The 21,022-nt window shown below is 42.5% G+C and carries 20 protein-coding genes; 14 read left to right on the forward strand and 6 right to left on the reverse strand.

The window, feature by feature from the left end:
* Nucleotides 1–49: 49 nt before the first annotated feature.
* Both V7K45_RS21040 and V7K45_RS21045 read right to left on the reverse strand, forming a co-directional pair.
* Nucleotides 50–988 (reverse strand): cation diffusion facilitator family transporter, encoded by a 939-nt coding sequence (locus tag V7K45_RS21040; RefSeq protein ID WP_335006823.1) that lies wholly within the window; start codon nt 986–988, stop codon nt 50–52.
* Between the two features lie 289 nt (nt 989–1,277).
* Nucleotides 1,278–2,090 (reverse strand): SDR family oxidoreductase, encoded by an 813-nt coding sequence (locus V7K45_RS21045; RefSeq protein WP_335006825.1) that lies wholly within the window; start codon nt 2,088–2,090, stop codon nt 1,278–1,280.
* 785 nt (nt 2,091–2,875) lie between these two features.
* Between V7K45_RS21045 and V7K45_RS21050 the strand changes: the two genes are divergently transcribed.
* From V7K45_RS21050 to V7K45_RS21085, 8 genes are all read left to right on the forward strand, one after another.
* Complete coding sequence (locus tag V7K45_RS21050) at nt 2,876–3,370, forward strand: DUF2231 domain-containing protein (RefSeq protein ID WP_335006827.1); 495 nt, start codon at nt 2,876–2,878, stop codon at nt 3,368–3,370.
* Nucleotides 3,367–3,972, forward strand: a complete 606-nt coding sequence (locus V7K45_RS21055; RefSeq protein ID WP_335006829.1) for a DUF2231 domain-containing protein — start codon at nt 3,367–3,369, stop codon at nt 3,970–3,972. Before V7K45_RS21050 ends, V7K45_RS21055 begins: the two co-directional genes overlap by 4 nt.
* A 32-nt stretch (nt 3,973–4,004) precedes the next feature.
* A complete protein-coding gene (locus tag V7K45_RS21060) occupies nt 4,005–4,928 on the forward strand; it encodes a cytochrome c oxidase subunit II (RefSeq protein WP_335006831.1) in 924 nt (307 codons plus the stop codon).
* Entirely contained in the window at nt 4,918–6,573 is a 1,656-nt protein-coding gene (gene ctaD, locus V7K45_RS21065) for a cytochrome c oxidase subunit I (protein ID WP_335006833.1), read from the forward strand. Before V7K45_RS21060 ends, ctaD begins: the two co-directional genes overlap by 11 nt.
* Before the next feature lie 155 nt (nt 6,574–6,728).
* The gene (locus V7K45_RS21070; protein WP_335006890.1) at nt 6,729–7,394 is read left to right on the forward strand and encodes a cytochrome c oxidase subunit 3; all 666 of its coding nucleotides are present in this window, start codon (nt 6,729–6,731) and stop codon (nt 7,392–7,394) included.
* 41 nt (nt 7,395–7,435) lie between these two features.
* Nucleotides 7,436–7,681 (forward strand): hypothetical protein, encoded by a 246-nt coding sequence (locus tag V7K45_RS21075; RefSeq protein ID WP_335006835.1) that lies wholly within the window; start codon nt 7,436–7,438, stop codon nt 7,679–7,681.
* Between the two features lie 144 nt (nt 7,682–7,825).
* Nucleotides 7,826–9,193 (forward strand): NAD(P)/FAD-dependent oxidoreductase, encoded by a 1,368-nt coding sequence (locus V7K45_RS21080; protein WP_335006837.1) that lies wholly within the window; start codon nt 7,826–7,828, stop codon nt 9,191–9,193.
* 709 nt (nt 9,194–9,902) lie between these two features.
* Complete coding sequence (locus tag V7K45_RS21085; protein ID WP_335006839.1) at nt 9,903–10,313, forward strand: peptidoglycan-binding domain-containing protein; 411 nt, start codon at nt 9,903–9,905, stop codon at nt 10,311–10,313.
* 183 nt (nt 10,314–10,496) lie between these two features.
* On the opposite strand, the gene V7K45_RS21090 is transcribed toward V7K45_RS21085, so the two are convergent.
* Both V7K45_RS21090 and V7K45_RS21095 read right to left on the reverse strand, forming a co-directional pair.
* Nucleotides 10,497–11,132 (reverse strand): nucleotidyltransferase family protein, encoded by a 636-nt coding sequence (locus V7K45_RS21090; protein WP_335006841.1) that lies wholly within the window; start codon nt 11,130–11,132, stop codon nt 10,497–10,499.
* 5 nt (nt 11,133–11,137) lie between these two features.
* Nucleotides 11,138–12,295, reverse strand: coding sequence for an XdhC family protein (locus V7K45_RS21095; RefSeq protein WP_335006843.1), 1,158 nt, complete (start codon nt 12,293–12,295; stop codon nt 11,138–11,140).
* A 562-nt stretch (nt 12,296–12,857) separates the two neighbouring features.
* On the opposite strand from V7K45_RS21095, the gene V7K45_RS21100 reads away from it, so the two are divergent.
* From V7K45_RS21100 to V7K45_RS21125, 6 genes are read left to right on the forward strand one after another with little or no spacing between them, the layout of a single operon-like run.
* Entirely contained in the window at nt 12,858–13,157 is a 300-nt protein-coding gene (locus V7K45_RS21100) for an ArsR/SmtB family transcription factor (RefSeq protein WP_335006845.1), read from the forward strand.
* A 28-nt stretch (nt 13,158–13,185) separates the two neighbouring features.
* Nucleotides 13,186–14,034, forward strand: coding sequence for a phosphate ABC transporter substrate-binding protein (locus tag V7K45_RS21105; protein ID WP_335006847.1), 849 nt, complete (start codon nt 13,186–13,188; stop codon nt 14,032–14,034).
* Entirely contained in the window at nt 13,991–14,869 is an 879-nt protein-coding gene (gene pstC / locus V7K45_RS21110; protein ID WP_335006849.1) for a phosphate ABC transporter permease subunit PstC, read from the forward strand. The genes V7K45_RS21105 and pstC overlap by 44 nt, the downstream gene beginning before the upstream one ends.
* On the forward strand, nt 14,862–15,716 hold the full coding sequence (pstA, locus tag V7K45_RS21115; RefSeq protein WP_335006851.1) for a phosphate ABC transporter permease PstA: 855 nt from the start codon (nt 14,862–14,864) through the stop codon (nt 15,714–15,716). The genes pstC and pstA overlap by 8 nt, the downstream gene beginning before the upstream one ends.
* Nucleotides 15,713–16,507 (forward strand): phosphate ABC transporter ATP-binding protein, encoded by a 795-nt coding sequence (locus V7K45_RS21120; RefSeq protein ID WP_335006853.1) that lies wholly within the window; start codon nt 15,713–15,715, stop codon nt 16,505–16,507. Before pstA ends, V7K45_RS21120 begins: the two co-directional genes overlap by 4 nt.
* 28 nt (nt 16,508–16,535) lie before the next feature.
* On the forward strand, nt 16,536–17,153 hold the full coding sequence (locus tag V7K45_RS21125; protein WP_335006855.1) for a flavin reductase family protein: 618 nt from the start codon (nt 16,536–16,538) through the stop codon (nt 17,151–17,153).
* Between the two features lie 482 nt (nt 17,154–17,635).
* Here the strand turns inward: V7K45_RS21125 and V7K45_RS21130 are convergent, their stop codons facing one another.
* Together V7K45_RS21130 and V7K45_RS21135 are read right to left on the reverse strand one after the other, a co-directional pair.
* Nucleotides 17,636–19,207: an MFS transporter gene (locus tag V7K45_RS21130; protein WP_335006857.1), complete on the reverse strand. Its 1,572-nt coding sequence runs from the start codon at nt 19,205–19,207 to the stop codon at nt 17,636–17,638.
* A 168-nt stretch (nt 19,208–19,375) separates the two neighbouring features.
* Entirely contained in the window at nt 19,376–20,692 is a 1,317-nt protein-coding gene (locus tag V7K45_RS21135) for a Gfo/Idh/MocA family protein (RefSeq protein ID WP_335006859.1), read from the reverse strand.
* Nucleotides 20,693–21,022 lie beyond the last annotated feature (330 nt).

The raw sequence follows: 21,022 nt of genomic DNA on the forward strand, positions 1-21,022 counted from the left end.
TTGAGTGCATTTGGAAAATGCTGTGTTTGATATTTATGTGATTAAAAATTTATTGAGAAGTTGGCGAAAATTTTCGAGCGGCAGTTAAGGATTTTGCTTCAATAAAAATTTGTTTGATTTCAGGATGCTTTTGGCGAATTTTTACTTCTAAACTTTCTACAGTTAAGGCTATTTCCTCACCTGTAAGATTTTGAGCAAATTGAATTTCTAAGTTGAGTAATACTTCCTTGGGAGCAAGCTGCATTGTTAGCACCCGGATAACTTCTTTCACTCCTGGTTCTGTTTTGCACAAAGACCGTATATTGGCTATAGTTTGAGGATCGGCACTTTCACCAACTAATAATCCTTTGCTTTCTCTGGCTAATACCACTGCCACTATAGCCAAGATAATGCCAATAATAATCGAAGCAATGCCATCCAAATAAACATTATTAAATAAATGTCCTAAGAAGATTCCGATTAAGGCCACGAATAAGCCTAAAATTGCCGCCGAATCTTCAAATAATACTGTAAATACTGTGGGATCTTTACTGTTTTTGATTGCTTGCCAGAAATTTTGTTTACCCTTAGTCGGCAAAAACTCTTTTAAAGCTACAGTCCAAGAAAACCCCTCCAATAATATTGCAATACCTAATACAATATAATTCCACATTGGGTTTTCTAAAGGGCTGGGATGAATTAAATGAGTGATTCCTTCATAAATTGACATCCCGCCGCCAAGGGCAAAGATGAGGATAGCAACGATAAAAGTCCAGAAATAAAGTTCTAGACCGTAACCAAAGGGATGCCTATCGTCTGCTGGCTTTTGGCTTCTCCGAATTCCCAGCAAAAGTACTAATTGATCGCCAGTATCTACCACCGAATGAATCCCTTCAGATATCATGGCGGAACTGCCAGTAATAGAGGCGGCGATAAATTTAGTAATAGCGATCGCTAGGTTAGCGCCCATCGCTGCAAATATAGTTTTATGAGATGAATCAGATGCCATAAGAGTCAATAATAATTATCCAGAAACTTCTAATTCACCATCCAGATGGGTAACTTCCCATTGGGTTGGTTCGACATTAGACTTCTTGCAAAAGTAGGGAAAAGGGTAAGGGGGAAAGGGGAAAGGAATAATAAAAAACCTTTTCCCTTTAACCTTTCCCCTTTTCCCAGCCTCTTGTAAAAATTACTTTTGCAAGAGGTCTATTGTACCAAAACGTCTCCTACAGCCAAAATTAATCGCTGATTGTTATCAAACCAGGGTTAACACTAACTTTTGTAGGCATTATCAATTAACCATTGTCTGCAAAACCTGGATACAAGGTCATACCACCGTCTACAAATAGAGTTGTACCATAGACATAATCAGAGTGATCGGAAGCTAACCAAACTGCTGCTTTAGCGATATCTTCTACATCACCCACACGTTTTGCTGGAATCAGTTTTAATAACTTTGCTTCTGCCTCTGGAGTATCCCAAGCTGATTTATTAATGGGGGTTTTGATTGCACCAGGGGCAATACTATTAACGCGAATTTTATGGGGTGCAAGTTCTTGAGCAATACTTTGCATCATCATATTTATACCGCCCTTACTCGCAGCATAATTAACATGACCCGCCCAAGGAATTACCTGATGTACTGAACTTATACAAATAATCTTACCTGCGGCAGATGAAATATGCGGCTGTACACCTCGACGTAGAAATTCCTTTGCAGCTTCTCTAGCACATAAGAATTGTCCTGTCAGATTCACCTCAATAACTCTATTCCATTGATCGAGGGTCATATCTACAAACGGTGAATCTTTTTGAAGACCTGCGTTGTTTACCAAAATGTCAATAGTGCCAAATTGCTCGATTGTCTGGCTAAACATCGCCTTGATTTCGTCTTCTTTGCTAACATCAGCTTGAATAGCAAATGCTTCGCCATTAGCCGCTTTGATCTCATCAACAAGTTCTTGGGCTGATTCAGCTTCCGAATGATAGTTGATCGCGACTGCTGCACCTGATAAAGCTAAATAACGAGCGATCGCTTGACCAATGCCAGAACTAGCACCCGTCACAAGTGCTTTTTGACCTTTGAGCAGGTAAGGGGAATAGCTCATAATGCTTTCGATATTTTTAAAACTTGTATTCGTTGTGAATATCTCAATATTTGCAAGACCTTCATGATATTTTTACTTTTTGGGCGTAATATTATCCTGAAAAGTTTAATTTTAAATCAGGAAAATATGGATTAAAAAAGTTTTACTTTCTTATGATTTTAAAAATTTTTAGTATTTTTCTAATCTATCTAGAGAAAGATAACCAGCATATTTTTTAGTAAAAAATATTGAAATCCTTTGTCATTTCTGTGACAATCGTATGTTGTTATTTTTAAGATTTGTAAAAATGTGATTTTCAAGCTTATATCAATCTCCAGAAAGATTTATGGTATATTCAAAACAAGTTCATTATTGATTAAAGTAAATTTTTGAGTTAATCAAGTTAAGATTTAAGATGACCGAAAGAAGAGAACCATATAAGACGTTAAATATTTTTGAGCCGCCTCTCAAGCGTTTGATTTGATTTGCTATTAGCAATCCCTCATCTCATCAAAAATAAAAATTTTATTTTTTGTAAATACCAATCAAGATATGATACCAAGCAGAAATGTATTTGTTTTAGTGAGTTTTGACTTTTGGAAAAAATAATTACTGAAAAATAGTAATTATTTGTTTTTTTATTTCAAAAGCTACTTAAAAAATTGCAGCGCATCGGAAATTGTCAATGTTTTTTAATTGGTCGATCTGTGACGTTAGCACAGTATTCTGGAAAATATGAATGGTGCGTTAAGCGGATGGCAATTCCATGCAACGCATATATATTTAGACCCATGAAGGAGAAAGCGATGCCTGCTCTGTCTCTGAATAACCAAAATTTACCATATCCTGACCCTCTACATCCGATCGTTGTTCACTTCGTAATCGCGATGGTGCTTTTTTCTTTCGTGTGCGATGTGCTGGGTTATTTTACCCGTAACGTGCGGTTGTTTGAGGTGAGTTTCTGGAATATGTTTGTGGCCTCAGCAGCTATCTTTTTAGCGGTGATCCTTGGTCAGTTTGAAGCAGGTCTGGCGAACATCTACCCAGCAGTCCAACCAACACTGAATTTTCATACGGTGATGGGTTGGTCGCTGGCGGCTATTGTTGTTGGCATTACAGCTTGGCGTTTTGTGATTCGCAAACGTACCCCACGGAAAGTACCGCCAGCTTACTTGGGCGCTGCAACGTTTTTAGTATGCTTAGTGTGCTTGCAAGTCTATCTAGGAAGCAAGCTAGTTTGGGTGTACGGGTTACACATCGAGCCAGTTGTGCAAGCGATGAAGCAGGGAGTTGCGCCATGAACTGGCAACTGATTGACCAGTTGAGATTGAGGCTGAATGCTAACGGATTACCTTATGAGATTCCCATACATCCGCAACTGGTGCATCTAACATTAGGTTTATTCATACTTGCCATTATTTTTGATATTGCCGGAGCGCTTTTTGCTTTAGAAAAACCAATCTTCAAATTTTTGGGTTTACCTACCCTGCGTTCTGGTTTTTTTGATGTCGGCTGGTATAACCTCATAGGAGCAGCTTTTATCAGCTTTTTCACCGTTGCAGCTGGTTTTTTCGAGCTATTGCTAGCAAATCCACCAATCGATCAAAAGAGCGTTTGGGGGTTAACTGCTGGTTGGACAATGCTTTTGCATGGTTTGGGTGGCGTTTTGCTGTTGGGAGCGATCGCAGCCATGACAGTATGGAGAGGTTTACAACGTTATCGCTGGCGCAAGGATGCTTCTAGGCAGGTGCAGTGGAGTTACTTATTAGCAGGTATTGCAATATTGGGCATCTTGTTTGTCCACGGAACTTTGGGGGCGCAATTGGGAGAAGAGTTTGGAATTCACGTTACTGCTGCGAAGTTACTCCAAGAAGGTAAAAACCCAAATTTACTACTCAAATAATCAAGTAGGAAGTACTCTTAGATGAAATTATTATGTTTAGTTTTTGGGAATATGTACTAATAGCCTTTTATGTAGCAGGGCTGCTAATTGTCAGTCGGTGGATTGGACAACAGGCATTTTCTTGGATGCCTCCCCAGGCGACAGCAGAAGCACAACGGGTAGATGATTTATTTAGCTTTTTAGTCTCAATTGGAGCATTTATCTTGCTGGGGCTGGTTGGTGTTATCGTGTATGCGATCGCCTTCCATCGTGCCCGCCCAGAAGACTACAGCGAGGGACACCCTTCTAGAGGTAATGGAAAGTTAGAAATATTGTGGACAGCGACGCCAACTTTGTTAGTAATATGGATTGCCTTTCAAAGCTTCAATATTTATCAGCAATTAAATATTCTCGGTCTAAACCAAATTGTGCATTTGCACGCGCCCCTAGAATCTGCACCCGCCTACGCCGCAACCGTTAGCGATGTCCCCAAACCTGCGTCTGAAACAATTGATGTTTTCGTTAGGCAATGGGATTGGTCTTTCCACTATCCAAATAATCTTACCAGTAAGGAATTACACTTGCCCATCAATCGCAGCACTCGCTTAAATATGCAAGCAGAGAAAGTAATCCACGGCTTCTACGTTCCTGAGTTTCGCTTAAAACAGGATATTGTTCCAGGGCGGAACATCGACATTGTGATTACACCGATTCGCCCAGGTAAATATCGACTGAAAGATTCTCAATTCAGTGGTGCTTATTTTGCCTTGATGGAGGCAGATGTATACGTTGAATCCCTTGAAAAGTATAATCAGTGGCTCGCGCAAACAGTGTCTAGCGAAACTACAAATACTAAAAATCAGGCAGTTGCCGAAAATATTCAACCACCAAAAACATTATTCAAAAGCGGGTGGTACACCGTTGCACCTGCTCAACCTGCTGTAGCGAATCAAAGGAAGATAAATAATGACACATGATTTGAGTGAAGCTATAGCCAACAATAGAGAACCTGAGAATAATTGGCGAGAATATTTCAGCTTCAGTACTGACCATAAGGTAATCGGCGTTCAGTACATGGTGATGACCTTCATTTTCTTTCTGCTTGGCGGGCTGTTGGCGATGATTATCCGGGCTGAATTGCTCACCCCGGAAGCAAATTTAGTTGACCGCCCCCTCTACAATGGTTTATTCACCATGCACGGGACAATCATGATTTTCCTGTGGATTATTCCCTTCAATGCAGGTCTTTCTAACTACCTAGTGCCATTGATGATTGGAGCGCGGGATATGGCTTTTCCTCTGCTCAACGCCATCTCTTTTTGGATTTTGCCACCAGCCGGTCTTCTACTACTGTCTAGTTTCTTACTACCAAGCGGGACTGCACAAGCTGGTTGGTGGTCTTATCCACCAGTTAGTCTGCAAGTTCCAGCCGATCAGTTGATTAACGGTCAGTTTATTTGGATAGTTAGCCTAGTATTAATCGGCATCTCTTCAATTATGGGGGCTGTTAACTTTGTTACTACTATCTTTTGGATGCGATCGCCAGGGATGACATTTTTCCGAATGCCGGTCTTTGTGTGGTCAGTTTTTAGCGCCCAGTTGTTGCAGCTGATTAACTTACCTTCCTTGACGGGTGCATTGATACTGCTGTTGCTTGACCTTTCCTTCGGTACACAATTTTTTAAACCGGAAGGAAGTGGCGATCCGATCATTTACCAACATTTATTTTGGTTCTACTCTCACCCCGCAGTGTATATCATGGCGCTACCAGCCTTCGGTATTATTGCGGAAGTTCTGCCAGCCTTTTCTCGCAATCCTCTATTTGGCTATCGGTCAGTTGCTCTTGCTTCTTTAGGTATTGCTGTAGTCAGCATCTTCGTTTGGGCGCATCACATGTTCACCAGTGCAACCCCCGGCTGGATGCGGATGACCTTCATGGCCACCTCAATGTTAGTTGCCATACCCACGGGTGTTAAGGCATTCGCTTGGACTGCCACAATCTGGAGAAGCAAGTTGCACCTAGAGACACCAATGCTGTTTGCGATGGGAGGTGCAGCGATGTTTATTTTTGGCGGTGTCACTGGTGTAATGCTTGCTGCCACGCCATTTGATATCCATGTCAATAATACTTACTTTGTCGTGGGTCACTTCCACTACATTGTTTTTAATACCATCACAATGGCAATCTTTGCCGGAATTTACTATTGGTTTCCCAAAATAACTGGCAGGATGTACGCCGAGGGTTGGGGTAAACTGCATTTCTGGTTGACCTTTATTCCTGCCAATATCACCTTTTTCTCTATGCATCCGTTAGGTTTGCAGGGGATGCTACGCCGAATTTCCTCCTACGATCCCCAGTATCAAGGCTGGAATGTTATCGCTAGCCTGGGATCGTTCTTACTGGGAGCATCTACGCTGCCATTTATTGCTAACATTGTCGGTTCTTGGCTGTATGGAGCCAGAGCAGTTGATAATCCCTGGCACGCTACAGGATTGGAATGGACAACTTCTTCACCACCTCCGCGAGATAACTTTGAAGAGATTCCTGTTGTCAACAGACCTCCTTACGACTATGGCGATCCAAAATATTCATTCGTGGAAAATTCTGATGATGGTGAGTAATTCCGTGCTTTTTTTAACGCAAAGGGACGCGTTAATGCAAAGGGACGCGGAGGTTTTTTAAAGATAATTCGTTATGTCTGAAAAATCAGATGGAACCTGAATTATTAATTACGAATTACGAACTTGTACTGAGCGAAGTCGAAGTATTACGAATCATGCAACATCGCAGCATTCATATAGATGAAAGTCCGATCCGTTTCGATCGGTGGCGGCGACGCTTACCGAATTGGTTACAGCGCTTTCTGCCAAGTGGTGGCGGAAGTCATGAAGATCATCATGGCAAAGGAATGTTCGGGTTTACTGTATTCCTGTTGTCGGAAAGTATCATTTTTTTGAGTTTTATCTTTACTTATGTTGCTCTGCGCCTGAATACTAATAACTGGCTACCACCTGGTGTTTCTGGGCCAGAATTGTCTAAGCTCGTGATTATTAATACGGTAGTTTTACTTTCTAGTAGCTTTGTGATTCAACCAGCAGAAAATGCCCTGAAACGAAATCAATTGGGTAAATTTCGCTGGCTCTGGTTGATAACGATCGCAATGGGAATCTACTTTTTAATTGGTCTATTAATTGAGTGGAAAAATCTCGATTTCAAGCTCACTACGGGATTAGTTGGTTCCACATTCTATTTGCTGACAGGTTTTCACGGTTTACACGTTCTGGCAGGTGTTGTGCTTCAGATAATTATGCTGATTCGCTCATTCATTCCAGGTAATTATAATAAAACTCACTTCGGTACAAGTGCGACAACTCTATTTTGGCACTTTGTTGATGTAGTTTGGGTCTTCCTTTTCTCGCTTCTCTATCTTTGGCGGGCATAAAAATTTTCATCAGTTCACTAAGTATTTACAGGAGTAACTTTATGAATTTATTCATTCAAGAATTACCAGCATCACAACTCGCGCCAAAAGCAGTTCAAGAAACTCCCGCACCAGGTAAAGATCCACTTATTGCACAAGGTTTACAAAAAGAGCAATATATTGGCATTATTGGGCTAGCGATCGCTCTCATTGCTGCGGTGGGATTTTTTAGTCGTAGAGTCGAATACGCTATTGCTTTCGCTTTATTTCTCAGCGTCTTTTTAATTGCGTTATTTTTATTTATATAGCGAATTAGTCATTTGTCATTTGTATTTTCGCAAAAGTCTTAATTTAGACTCTTTATTTGCACCTCGGTGTGAGACAAAAGATCTGATTTACATGCGTAACATCGTGGCAAATTCATTTATTTGACAATACTTTGGAGATATTTTATGAACAGCCCAGTTTACCAAACTGTGATTCTTGGTGGTGGCTTCACTGGCTTATTTACAGCCTTACACCTAGCTCACGAACATTATCCTCGCTCTGTAATTTTGCTCGATCGAAATGAAAGCTTTTGCTTTAAGCCATTACTCTACGAATATTTCAGTGGCGAGATGGATGCTTTTCAAGTAGTACCGCGTTTTGCAGAATTGCTTAAAGGTAGTGGTGTAATTTTTGTTCAAGATGCAGTGGAATCGATAGACTTGCATCAACAACAAGTCAAATTAGCTTCGGGAAACTCCTACAACTACAGTAACCTAGTCTTAGCTTTGGGTAGTGTTACTGCTTACCATCATCTTGAAGGTGCTAAAGAATACGCTTTTCCTTTTTGGACAGAAGCAGATGCGATCGCTCTCGATCGGCATTTAGGCGATTGTTTGCAAAAAGCAATTAAAACTGAAGATTCAGAACAACGTCGCCAACTGCTAACAGTAGTTATAGTTGGTGGTGGTGCAAGTGGTGTAGAAATGGCAGCCACCTTAGCTGATTTACTCCCACATTGGTATAGTGCTATGGGAGGAAATTCTAGTGAAATCCGGGTGGTATTGCTCAATCACGGTAAAGAAATCCTCAATGGTGATATTAACGATCCTCTGCGCCCAATTGCTGAGAAAGAATTACAAAAACGCACGATCCCAATTGAAATACTTACGGGAGCAGAAGCTACTACTATTCATGCCAACGCTATTGAATATAAACGCAATGAGCAAATTGAGACATTGCCAACATATACTGCAATCTGGACAGCTGGTACTTCTATTCACCCACTAATTAAAGATTTACCAATTTCTCAAGAACATCGCGATCGTCATAACCGCCTCTTAGTTACTCCCACAATGCAACTACTCGATTTTCCAGAAGTATTTGCAGGCGGGGATTGTGTAGCAGTTCAAGATAATTCACTACCGCCAACAGCCCAAGTTGCTTATCAGCAAGGAGCCAATATTGCCCAAAATTTGAAAGCATTAGCTTTAGGCGAAGACCTCAAACCAGTAAAGGTAAATATACGCGGAACTCTCTTAAAATTAGGGTTAAATGATGCTGCTGCTAACCTTTTCAATATTTTTGAAGTTGCAGGAGAATCCGGGCATTTAATTCGTCAAGGAACTTATTTAACACTATTACCAACACCAATTCATGACTTTAAAGCAACAACTGAATGGGTAGATGAAGAGATTTTTCATCACCACCTCGATCCTCATGATGTAGGCAAAAAAGTTGTCCAAGCAGTGGAAGTGGTTGGCGCAGGAGTTATGGGCGTTTTAGCTGCCAGAAAACTATTAAAAATGTTGGCTTCTGAGGATAAAAGAGACTAGGGATTAGTAATCTGTCAAGTTTAAGTTTAAATTGATGGGTAAACAAGTTCGTAATAAGTTAGCGCGGTCTTTTCTACGAGCCGCTTCGTGTTCACATAGCGTCTCGTAGAGAAGGGGGTTTCCCCGATGAGCAGCTAACGATAGCGCAGCGTTAGCGAGGTACGAACGTCACCCATTGGGTAAGGACTTTAGTGCTTAGAAAATAAGGACTAAAGTCCTTACTACAAACTCTTTTTACTAGGGGATTTCTAAATAAAAATAAAAAAATATCCAATTAACTCCTGTGGGGTGGGCCGAAAAACCCGCCTAGTTTATATGGCGGGCTTTTCGGCCCACCCCACAATATTGGATAATTTATTTCTTGGAGTTCCCTAGCGTAATTTTGTGCGACATAAATTTTAATACATTTTGTCATGCTTTTGTCACAATCTCGCAATAGCTTTGTCAATACGACGTGTGATGCTATAGCTCTGGCTTCGGAAATAGTCTTATACCAATTTGAAAAATGATTGCGACAGATGGAAAACTGAAACACTTATCCAATGGATGTTTCACAATCCAAAATCTAAAATCTAAAATTCAAAATAGTATTAGACTAAACCCACACACCAGAATCTACAGAGGAGAATCACTTAAGGCACAGTACCTTATGAAGATGACTCTTCAAATAGAAATTGCAAAATCTCATACAGTTGTGAGGAACAAAAAAATGAATTGGAAAGTACTTGCTTTGCTCCCTGCTTTGACTCTAGCTACTGCTATACCTGCTTACTCTTTAACTAATAATAAAAGCCAAAATTCGGCTACTACTACCCACGTTGCCCAAAGTACTCAGCAAGGCAACACGATGAAAAAAGCTAATGCTGTACCAAAGGTTAGTGCCAAGCATAAGTCTAATCATCTGGCAAAGCGTAGTACTGGTACTGTATTGACAGTAGGCAGTAAAGGCGAGACAGTGAAAACTGTTCAGAATTCTTTAAAACAGCAAGGATTCTATACAGCAAGTGTGAATGGTGTGTTTGATAACAAGACTCGTGCAGCTGTAATCAAATTTCAGAAATCTAAAGGATTAAGAGCAGATGGAATAATTGGACATCGGACTTTAGCGGCTCTTAAATAAAATTGTTTACTAATATCCTCATTGCTAAAATGCTTTGAAGACAAAAGGCTAGGAAATAAATTCTAGCCTTAAAATACTAACCAAACTTTTTCTATTTTTCTATCTGTGTAGGTTGGGGAGACACTGTACTGTATTGTAGAGCCAGCGCGGTCTTCTCTATTTGTTCACTTTTAACTATCTTGTTCAAGATACTTCAAAAATTCCTTTGGTAATTGATAGCAATTGTTCGTAATCCTTTGGTGTATCAATATCTATATCCCCTAATGGGAACGGAAGAGAAAACACTTCATTAAGGTTATTATTAATAACTTTTTTTGCTCCTGAAGTTTCTTTTAAAGTGGCAAGTTCTGAAAAAAAAGTCTGACTAAATAAAGCGGGTACACCTAATGTGTCTCCATATTCACAAGCAATAATCGGTTTTTTTGTCGAATAATATGTATCAACAAGTTGATTGATAATTTGGGGAGAAACAAATGGCTGGTCGCAAAGTGTAATAACTACTGCTTCTATTTTTTGCGGAAGATTATTTAACAATTCAATACCACTCTTGATTGAAGTACTCATTCCACAAGCCCAATCCAAGTTTTTAACTACTTTAACGGGAAGTTGTTTAATTTGGGGATGAATCTGTTCTGCGTTGGCTCCAAGTACTACTACCACAGGTTGACAAACTGAAGCGATCGCTATTTCTGTAATATATTGCAACAAACTACGCCCTTGGTAAAGCAATAGTTGTTTCGGTGTACCCATCCTAGTAGATGCACCAGCAGCAAGAATCATAATGGCTATGGTTGATTTCTCATTGTCTATAGCAGTCATAAAAACTATGGGGTAAGTAGCAAGTTTGAGTTGCTTTCATCACATTGGTGAATCGGTTGATTGCGATTTCTTAAAAAATTACCATTGCGGTTTGTTAACACTGCTTGAATTTCTGCAATAATAGCGATCGCTATTTCTTCAGGTGTATCTGCTCCGATATCAATACCAATTGGCCCATGCAATCTGGTTAATTGTTCAGTAGTATAAACTATTCCTTGCGAACCTAAATCTTCAAGCAATCTTTCAGTACGCGCCTTTGGCCCTAAAACCCCAATGTAGCGTGCAGGAGATGGCAGCAACGTTTTCAAAATTTCCAGGTCATCAAGATAATTATGCGTCATCACTACAGCAACTGTGTTGACATCTATAAATACCTGTTTTTGGACAATTTCTCGCCGAGTCAGAATCACGTCACAAGCTATTGGAAATCGCGCTTTAGTTGCCTCATTAGCTCGACAATCGACTACAGTGATGTCCCAACCTAATGCTTGAGCAAACTCTGCTACGGGTATAGCGTCATAACCTGCACCAAATATTATTAAAGGCGTGGGTGGTTGGATAACTTCAATAAAAACTTCTGCACTGCCTAAAGGTAACTGATAGTTTTTTACACTAGACTTTTGATTAGTAAAAGCTGTTTGAACATCTATTTGCAGAGATTGAATTAAATTTGGATCTTTGATGTCAGCGATAATTTTACCATCAGGATACAGCAGTAAGCGCGACCCAAGTTTCACATCTACCTCACCTTCAAAGGCAAAGACTGTAGCAATAATACCCAAATGTTTTTTATGAAAACACTCCTGTATAAAAGCGATCGCATTCGGTGAACTTTCTTTTTCAAGACGTTCGATGAGAACTTGCACTGTCCCATTGCACCCCAAACCAAAGCCCCAAAGAATATCTTCCGAGGCGGTGTTATCGTAAGTAACAACAATTGGTTCGCCGTTCGACATTCGTTGTTGAGTATGCTCAAATACGTCGTTTTCCAAGCAACCAGCACTGATTGTTCCAATCATCCGACCTGTATCTGTCATCAACATTTTGGCACCCGATCGGCGATAGGTTGAACCTTGAGTTTTGACTACAGTAGCAAGAAAAGTAATTTCACCATTTTTTTGACTTGACTGGAAGCCTTCTAAAATTGCTTGTAATTCGTTCATTTGTTTCTGTTTCTAGCAGTTTATAAACTTGAGTAGGCAGTCTCAATGGAAACAATGTGATGACTGTGCCATTATGCATCGCTGCTAGTGTCAAACACTCCTTAGATTTGCTGCCCTTTAACGATTACAGTATATACGTTAGATTGAGGTGCGCTCGCGGTGTTCTGCTATCCAAGATAATCGAAAACACTACTGAAATCATGCCCCACAGGATAGTTGCCAACTTTAGTCATTTATCTATCACAAGAGTTAGCACGGAATACTGATTTTCCCTAAATTACAGTTTTGGCAGAGCACTTTAAACTTATTTCAAAAAGGTGAAACCCTAATGAGTAACTCTGGTTTATACCAATGAAAACTCAGTAAATCTCAGAAAGAAAGGTTAAAAATTTAATTTGAATTGTAGAGCGTGACACTTTCTACCTTAAAATATGAATCAAATTTCATATGAATTGCTATTTATTTGCGATCGCAGCAGTTGTTAATCTTCGCTGAACACGAGAGCATTCGCTGCCAAGTAACTTCGGAAACAAGAAAAACCTATTTCTTTAGAGGCAATGAAATGAAAAATAGCAGCAAAAAACAGGTTGACTGCGTAGAAAAGCTGAAGGTACTGGCAGATGAAACTCGTCTAGCAGTATTAGAACTTCTAATCGACAGTCCCAAACACGTGGGAGAGATGAACGCAATTTTGGGCTTGGAACAAAGCTTGCTCTCCCATCATTTACAAGTTCTGCGTCGCTCCCAGTTGGTTGTGCCCTCGCGCGATGGAAAAACAGTTCTCTACCGCCTAGCTCCAGAGGTGGAAGTAACTACTGGCAGAGCTTTGAACCTTGGTTGTTGTGTCCTCTGTTTTAACTAAAAACCCAATTTCGGGTTGAAAAGCAATAATGAAAAATTCTCAAATTTTACCTGTGGCAATTGGGTTGGCTTCCTGCATTTGGTTACAAGGCTGTGCTTCAGTAAATCGAGATGCAAATAATACAAATCCGCTTCAGGGAAAACTAGTACTTACAGGCTCCAGTACAATTGCACCGTTAGCGGCTGAAATTGGCAAGCGTTTTGAATCTCAGCATCCAGGTGCGCGAGTTGATGTGCAATCAGGAGGATCTTCGCGTGGGGTTTCTGATGCTCGTCAAGGCGTAGCTAATGTTGGCATGGTTTCCCGTGCCTTGAAGCCAGAAGAAAACGATTTAAAAGCATTTTCTATTGCCCGTGATGGAGTGACGGTAATTCTCCACAAAGACAATCCAGTAAAATCGCTCAACGACAAGCAAGTTGTAGATATTTACACAGGGAAGGTAACGAACTGGAAACAAGTGGGAGGTATAGATGGAGCGATTACAGTTGTTAACAAAGCCGAAGGACGTTCCACTTTAGAATTATTTACCCATTATTTCAAACTGAAAAATACAGACATCAAAGCCCAAGTAGTAATTGGTGACAATCAGCAGGGAATTAAGACAGTAGCAGGAAACCCGAATGCAATTGGTTATGTATCGATCGGGTCAGCAGAAAATAGTGCAGCCAATGGAGTAGCTATTAAGCTGCTACCTGTAAATGGGATAGCTGCAACAACAGCCAACGTCCAGAATGGGACTTTTCCGATTTCTCGTCCACTTAACTTAGTAACCAAAACCCAACCTCAAGGATTGACAAAAGCATTTCTTGATTTCGCGCAATCACAACAGGTAAGTGACATTGTTCAAAAGCAAAACTTTGTCGTTGTCTCCAAATGACTTTTGGTTAATTTGGATACTGCGTTTTTTAGCGGCGATCGCCGGAGCGATCGCACTTTTAATTATCGTCTTTCTGATTCTGGAGTCTCTACCAGTCCTCAATCATGTCGGAATAACACGTTTTTTTACAGACTCTTCCTGGAACCCGACCGCCGGATTATACAATCTCTTCCCGATGTTATTGGGTACATTTTTGGCAATGGTTGGCTCAGTAGCGATCGCGACACCGATAGGAATTCTATCTGCGGTTTTTTGTCAATTCTACGCCCCACCAGTAATGGCTCGGTTATACCGTCGCTTAATTGAATTATTAGCAGGAATTCCTTCTGTAGTCTACGGTTTTTGGGGATTGGTGGTGCTGGTGCCGATGATTGGTAGGATACATCCACCGGGGCCAAGTCTACTCGCGGGTATTGCCATTCTCACGGTGATGATTTTGCCAACAATAGCGCTTGTAGCCGATGCTAGTTTAGCGAAAGTCCCAACTTCTTACCTTCAGGGAGCAGCAGCTTTAGGATTATCCCGGTGGGCAACTATCTCTAGAGTCGTGCTTCCTGCTGCCAAATCTGGATTGTTCACAGGCTTAATTTTAGAAACAGGTCGAGCAATTGGCGAAACAATGGCTATTTTGATGGTGTGTGGCAATGTGGTACAAATGCCAAAAAGTATATTTGACCCCATCCGCACGTTGACGGCTAATATTGCTCTGGAAATGGCTTATGCCACAGGAGACCACCGTTCGGCGTTGTTTGTTAGCGGTTTAGTCTTGATGGGAATGATTGTGCTGTTAGTTGCGGTTGCAGAAGTCATCAGTCAAGGAAAAATATATGGGTAAACCTGTTGTAAGTCCTAAAGATTGGTTGCCAACAATCATTGTTTGGACAACTGCTGCCCTAGTTACTGGTATCTTTCTTTGGATACTCAGTGATATCCTTTGGCATGGGATAGGACACTTGACGTGGAAATTTCTGACGACTGAGCCAGAAAATGCTGGCAGAGAAGGGGGAATTGCCAGCATTCTTGTTTCCACTTTTCTGATTATGGCAGTGTGTATGGCAGTTTCTATTCCCATTGGTGTTGGTACAGCCGTTTTACTGGCAGAATTCACCCCCGTGGATAGTTGGTTTGGTGGGTTGGTGCGGCGTAGTTTAGATGTACTGGCAGGAGTTCCCTCAATCGTCTTTGGGTTGTTTGGCAACGTCTTCTTTTGTCAAGTTTTGGGGCTGGGATTTTCTATTTTGTCGGGAGGATTGACCTTGGGATGTATGGTGTTACCAATCTTGATTCGCTCTACAGAAGAAGGATTTCGCGCTGTTCCCAATGAGTATAGATTAGGAGCCGCAGCCCTTGGTTTTTCTCGCACGACAACGTTATTTCAACTGTTGTTACCTGCTGCTGTCCCTGGTTTGGTTGTGGGATTGGTGCTGGGTATTGGTCGAGCGATCGCCGAGACGGCGGCTTTAATTTTTACTAGTGGTTACGTAGATAGAATGCCAGAATCACTGCTGGATTCCGGGCGTGCGCTTTCGATTCATATTTTTGATTTATCAATGAACGTCTCTGGCGGAGATGCCAATGCTTACGCCTCAGCATTAGTCTTGCTGGTATCACTGCTGGTGATTAATGGTACAGCAGCATGGATTGCAGATAATTGGTTGCACAGGAGAATTTTTTCTGGATGAAATCGGCAAATATCGTCACGGGAATTGTTGCACCGTTGATTGAAACGGAGAACTTAACTCTGCAATACGGGCAAAAAACCGCATTTGCTAATGTCAATTTGAGTGTGAATCTGGGGGAAATTTTGGCATTGGTGGGGCCTTCTGGTTGTGGAAAAACTAGCTTTTTGAGTTGCTTAAATCGGTTGACAGACATGATTCCTCAGTGTCGAGTCCAAGGGCGAATTCGCATAGGTAGTTTAGAAGTGCTAAACGCCAAAACTAATGCGAATGCGCTGCGACGGCAAGTTGGGATGATTTTCCAAAAGCCTAATCCTTTTCCTTTATCAATTTGGAAAAATCTGGAATTACCTTTGCGAGAACATGGTATTCGTAAAGAACAAATCGATGCGATCGTCGAGACAAGCCTGAAAGATGTTGGACTTTGGGATGAAGTCAAAGACCGACTGCAAACCTCTGCCTTAGCACTTTCTGGCGGACAGCAGCAGAGGTTGTGCATAGCTAGAGCCTTGGCTTTGCAACCAGAAATCCTATTATTGGATGAACCTTGTAGCGCCCTCGACCCAATTGCCAGCGGAATAGTTGAAGACTTAATTACTAGTTTGCGTCAGCGTTATACCTTGCTGATTGTGACGCATAACCTAGCGCAAGCCAAGCGCATCGCCGATCGAGTTGCTCTGTTCTGGGTGCAGTCAGGTGTTGGGCAATTGATTGAGTCAGGTTCAGTGCAGCAAATTTTTGAGTACCCCCAACATCCCTTAACAGCAGCTTATGTCACGGGTGCAAGGGGTTGATTTGAAAAATATAAAAATAGAGAATTTTATGTTATCATTCGTGCCGCAGGAAATGAAAGACCCTGCTCCTTACCATCTATTGACAAGCATCGTTGCTCCTCGCCCAATTGCCTGGGTGTCTACAATCAGTGCCTCTGGAATTTCCAATCTTGCTCCGTATTCCTTTTTCAATGCAGTAGCAGGTTTTCCACCAACTATTATGTTCTCAGTCGCATCTCGTAGACATGAGCCAAAAGAAAAAGACACGTTACGCAATATTCATGAAGTTAATGAATTTGTGTGTCATGTGGTGGATGAAACACTGTCTCAAGCAATGGCTCAAACCGGAACTGAATTTCCCTATGGAGTTAACGAGTTTGAAAAAGCAAACTTAAAAGCTATTCCTGCTACAGATGTCCGACCATTGCGGATTGAAAGCTCACCAGTGGCAATGGAGTGTAAAGTCACACAAATAGTTCCAGTGGAAGGAACCAATAATGTGATGGTATTGGGTCGAGTGTTACGATTTCATGTGCGTGAAGACCTATACCGCCAAGATTTGGGGTTAGTTGATACTGTAAGGATGCGGCCGATTACGCGCTTAGGTGGGCCAGTTGAGTATACAAAGATTGGGAAACTATTTGAGATGACAACTCCAAAGGTATGAGCGGATGTTAATTAACAGGGGTTGCAGGTAGGTTTTTTATAGCTTGTAAAATTCACCCTTAATATCATGTCCGGTCAAAGACTTATCATTAAGGCAGCAGAGGAGCAGAGGAGCAGGGGGGCAGAGGGGAAGGGTTTTTGGATTTTTGCATAGATTCGGGAATCATAACTAATTAGCCGGACTTGATATAACTTATATCCTAGTAGTCTGCCAACCCAAAAATGCGCTTGTGAGGACTGGGGAAAGGGGAAAGGGAAAAGGGGTAAGGGATTGAAACCCTTTCCCCCCGCCCCTTATCCCCAGAGGGGGCCCCACCTTCCCCCTTCCCCTTTACCCCGCCAAGTCACGAAAGCGAACTACTAGATTCGCCATTGTTGAAAATAAGCCTATTGGTTTTCAAGCCAATTTGGACATTCAACTTACATTCAACTTGTTTAAGAATATTCTGTTTTCAGTCTTTTCTAAGTTCGTGCTTCTTGGGATTAGCGAGCATAAATCATGTGAGAAATAACTGGGGGTTCATCGCCTTGATGAAAGGCAAAAACCCTTTCGCGAATTTCTCGATCTGCCACCGTAAACCGCTCATATTGACGTAAATGATCTACCCAAGATTCGACGATAAACGTCTCTAAGTAGCGATGTGGCACAGATGTATCGTGAAAGATGCCCCAGCGAATCGCACCATCTCGTAGCCGCACCACGCGCAGGGCATGAATTGCTGTAATGAATTCCTCTGCTTGAGCTGGGTCAATACAATATTCAAGTGTGACTAAAACTGGCCCTTGTTCTGGTTGCAATTCAATTACTACCAAGGGTTCTGCTCGCCGTAATGCTGGGCCTAAATCCAGTTTTCCTGATAGTAAGCGATAACGCCGCGCTGTAAAGGTTCCCCCTAGTAAGCCGATCGCAGCAACGAATAAGGCAGTCTGCATACCCCAATGCTCTGCCGCTACACCCCAAACAATACTACCAATTGCTGAACCTCCTTGAAATACCATCTGATAAGTTCCTAGCGCCCGCGCCTGCACCCAAGCCGGAACCGCAAGCTGCACTGTAATATTCAAACTGGATGTCATACTTGTCCAGGCAATTCCCGCCGCCAGCAAAGCCAGCAATACTAAAGGTACGTTGTGAATGAATGCCAGAATTAATGTTGCAACTGCAAACACCAGAGTTCCGGCAATCACAACTCCATCGGCTGTGAGATGTTGACGCACTCGTGGCAGCAAAATTGCACCGAAAATCGCCCCCAATCCAAAGCAACCGAGTAGTAAACCATACCCACCTGCTCCTTGTCGCAAATCTTGTTGTGCTACCAAAGGCAACAAGGCTAACAAAGCACTCGTGCAACTAGTTAAAACAGCCGCACGAATTAACACGGCTTGCAGGGCGGGAGAAAAACGGACATAGCGAATACCAGCTCGCACAGAACCCAATACTCGCTCTGCGGGCAGGGCGCTTTCATAAAGCGGTTGGCGCTGCCAACGGTAAAGGATGAAAATCACCCCGATAAAGGAAAGGGCATCAATCAAAAAGACGACTCCCGCATTTGCCGCCACCAGTATAAAACCTGCGATCGCAGGCCCAACTGCTCGGGCAATATTAAATCCAGCACTATTTAAAGCGATCGCAGCCATCAGTTCCGATCGCGGTACTAATTCTGGTACAATAGCTTGCCAAGCTGGGCCATTCATTGCCGCTCCCAAGTTAAGCAAAAACGTCAGCGCCAGCAGCGACCACGGTGTAATCTTACCTGCAAAAATCAATCCACTCAAGATCAGTGCCGCAACCAGCATCCAGACTTGCCAAAACAGCAGTAACCGACGGCGATCGAAAATATCTGCTGTTGCTCCGGCTGGTAATCCTAACAACAGCACTGGCAAAGTTGCGGCTGTTTGCATCAGTGCCACCAACAGAGGAGACGTGGTGAGAGAAGTCATTAACCAAGCTCCCGCTGTGTCCTCCATCCAACCGCCAATGTTGGAGACAATCGAGGCAATCCAGCGATCGCGAAACAAAGATTTACGGAGCGGACTCCAAGCAGAGGTTGTCATGACTGCGGTATCTCGGATTTATCACCACATTTCTCAAAACCTTGTGCTCTTGAGCAGGGGAGCAGGGGAGCAGGGGAGCAGAGGAGAGTTCTTGTACAAGTTCTTTCCCCTCTGCCTCTGAAGCACATCTGCACTCAAGCTTGTGAGAAATGCGGGGGTATGCACATATTACTTCAGCATTCGAGGAGCGGGGCCACGAGTGGTATCTAATCCTGACACACGAGGTAGAGCGATCATTTTGCCTGTTTGTGCTGCTTCGTAAATCAACGCGATTAGTTTTTGGTCTTGCAAACCTTCTTCACCAGGAGTATGAGGTTGTTTATTCTGAATCACACAATCTGCCATGTGATCGATTTCTAAGGCGAACTGGTTCTTCTCACCTATCCGCACTTCGCTAATATTTTCTGCCATGCTGTTGGTTGGTGATTTGCGCGAAATCATCATCCGCAAACCGTTGTAGGAGAACGCCGGATCGAGTTGTCCCCAAGCATCAGAGCCGAAAACGCGAAACCGCCGCCCTTCGTGGAAGCCGTAGCTAGTGGAGCAAATCCCTAGTATGCCACTGGGAAACCGCAGCTGGAAGGTGACACTTTCTTCAACTTCTTTGAAGCGCGGATCGCCGGGAGTACTGAAGATTTGGGCGCTAATTGCGATCGGTTCCTCTCCTGTTAAATAGCGAGTTGCATTCAAGCAATAAATTCCCACATCCGGTAAGGAGCCACCTCCAGCTAAGGCGCGTTTCAATCGCCATTGATTTAAGTCACCTCCCTGGTTTTGTCCGTTATCTGCCTGAATCACCTTCACAGTTCCCAATTCTTTGCTACGGATCATCTGAATCATGGCGCGATGGTGCGGCTCATATTGGCAGCGATAAGCAATCATCAGCTTGCGATCGGCTTGTTTGCACGCGTCGATCATCTGTTGAGCATCTTCGACTGTGGTTGCCATCGGCTTCTCACACAGAATATGCTTTCCAGCTTTCGCACCACGCACCGTATATTCCCGGTGCATACTGTTAGGCAATACGATATAAATCACATCAACGTCTGGATTGTTGCGGAGATTGTCGTAATTCTGATAGTTGTAAACGTTCTGCGGTTTAATGCCATACTGCTGGGCAACAAGATTTGCTTTAGCAGCATCGCCACTAACTAATGCAGTTGGCTTTGCTAGTTTACATTCTGCAAAGGCAGGCATGATTTCTTCTAATGTCAGTCTGCCAAGTCCAACGATCGCAAATCCCAAACGTCGCTCTGGAGGTAATGCAGTTGGTGGCCCGCCCGTATCAACCTCAGTTTTTTCTGAGATGGGCGGAAACTTAATCTGAGGCGGCAACTCGCCTCCGCGAGTAGTGGCTTGCCCAGTTGGCTGTTGGGCAGTAACCTCTTCGCCCATACTACCAATTGCGGCGGCTGAAACGGCTCCTACTCCAGCTGTAGTCAGAATGTGACGACGAGAAATTTTTCCTTTAAACAATTTAGACATCGTGGTTCCTTAAAATTATCTTTAATAATGAAATTTTGGGCTTACAGCAGTTTTCATGTATTTGAACCACATCTGTCGTCGGGGCACATCATTGCTCATTGGTGTCAACTTAAGCTCAAACGTTTGTCCCACATACCCTTTACCCCCCTCTCTGTCTACAAAATGCTACGCGTAGCTTACTTTTTTGCAAGAATACGCGCAGCGGATACAAAGGGAAAGAAGAAATGCTTAACTAGACTTCTTGGCATTTGTCGGGAAAAGGGGAAAGGGGAAAAGGTTCTGTATTCTCCCTTTCCCCTTTAACCTTTACCCTTTTCCCCAAGAGTGCAA

This window comes from Nostoc sp. (assembly GCF_036917375.1).
In the GTDB taxonomy this organism is placed as follows: Bacteria; Cyanobacteriota; Cyanobacteriia; order Cyanobacteriales; family Nostocaceae; genus Nostoc.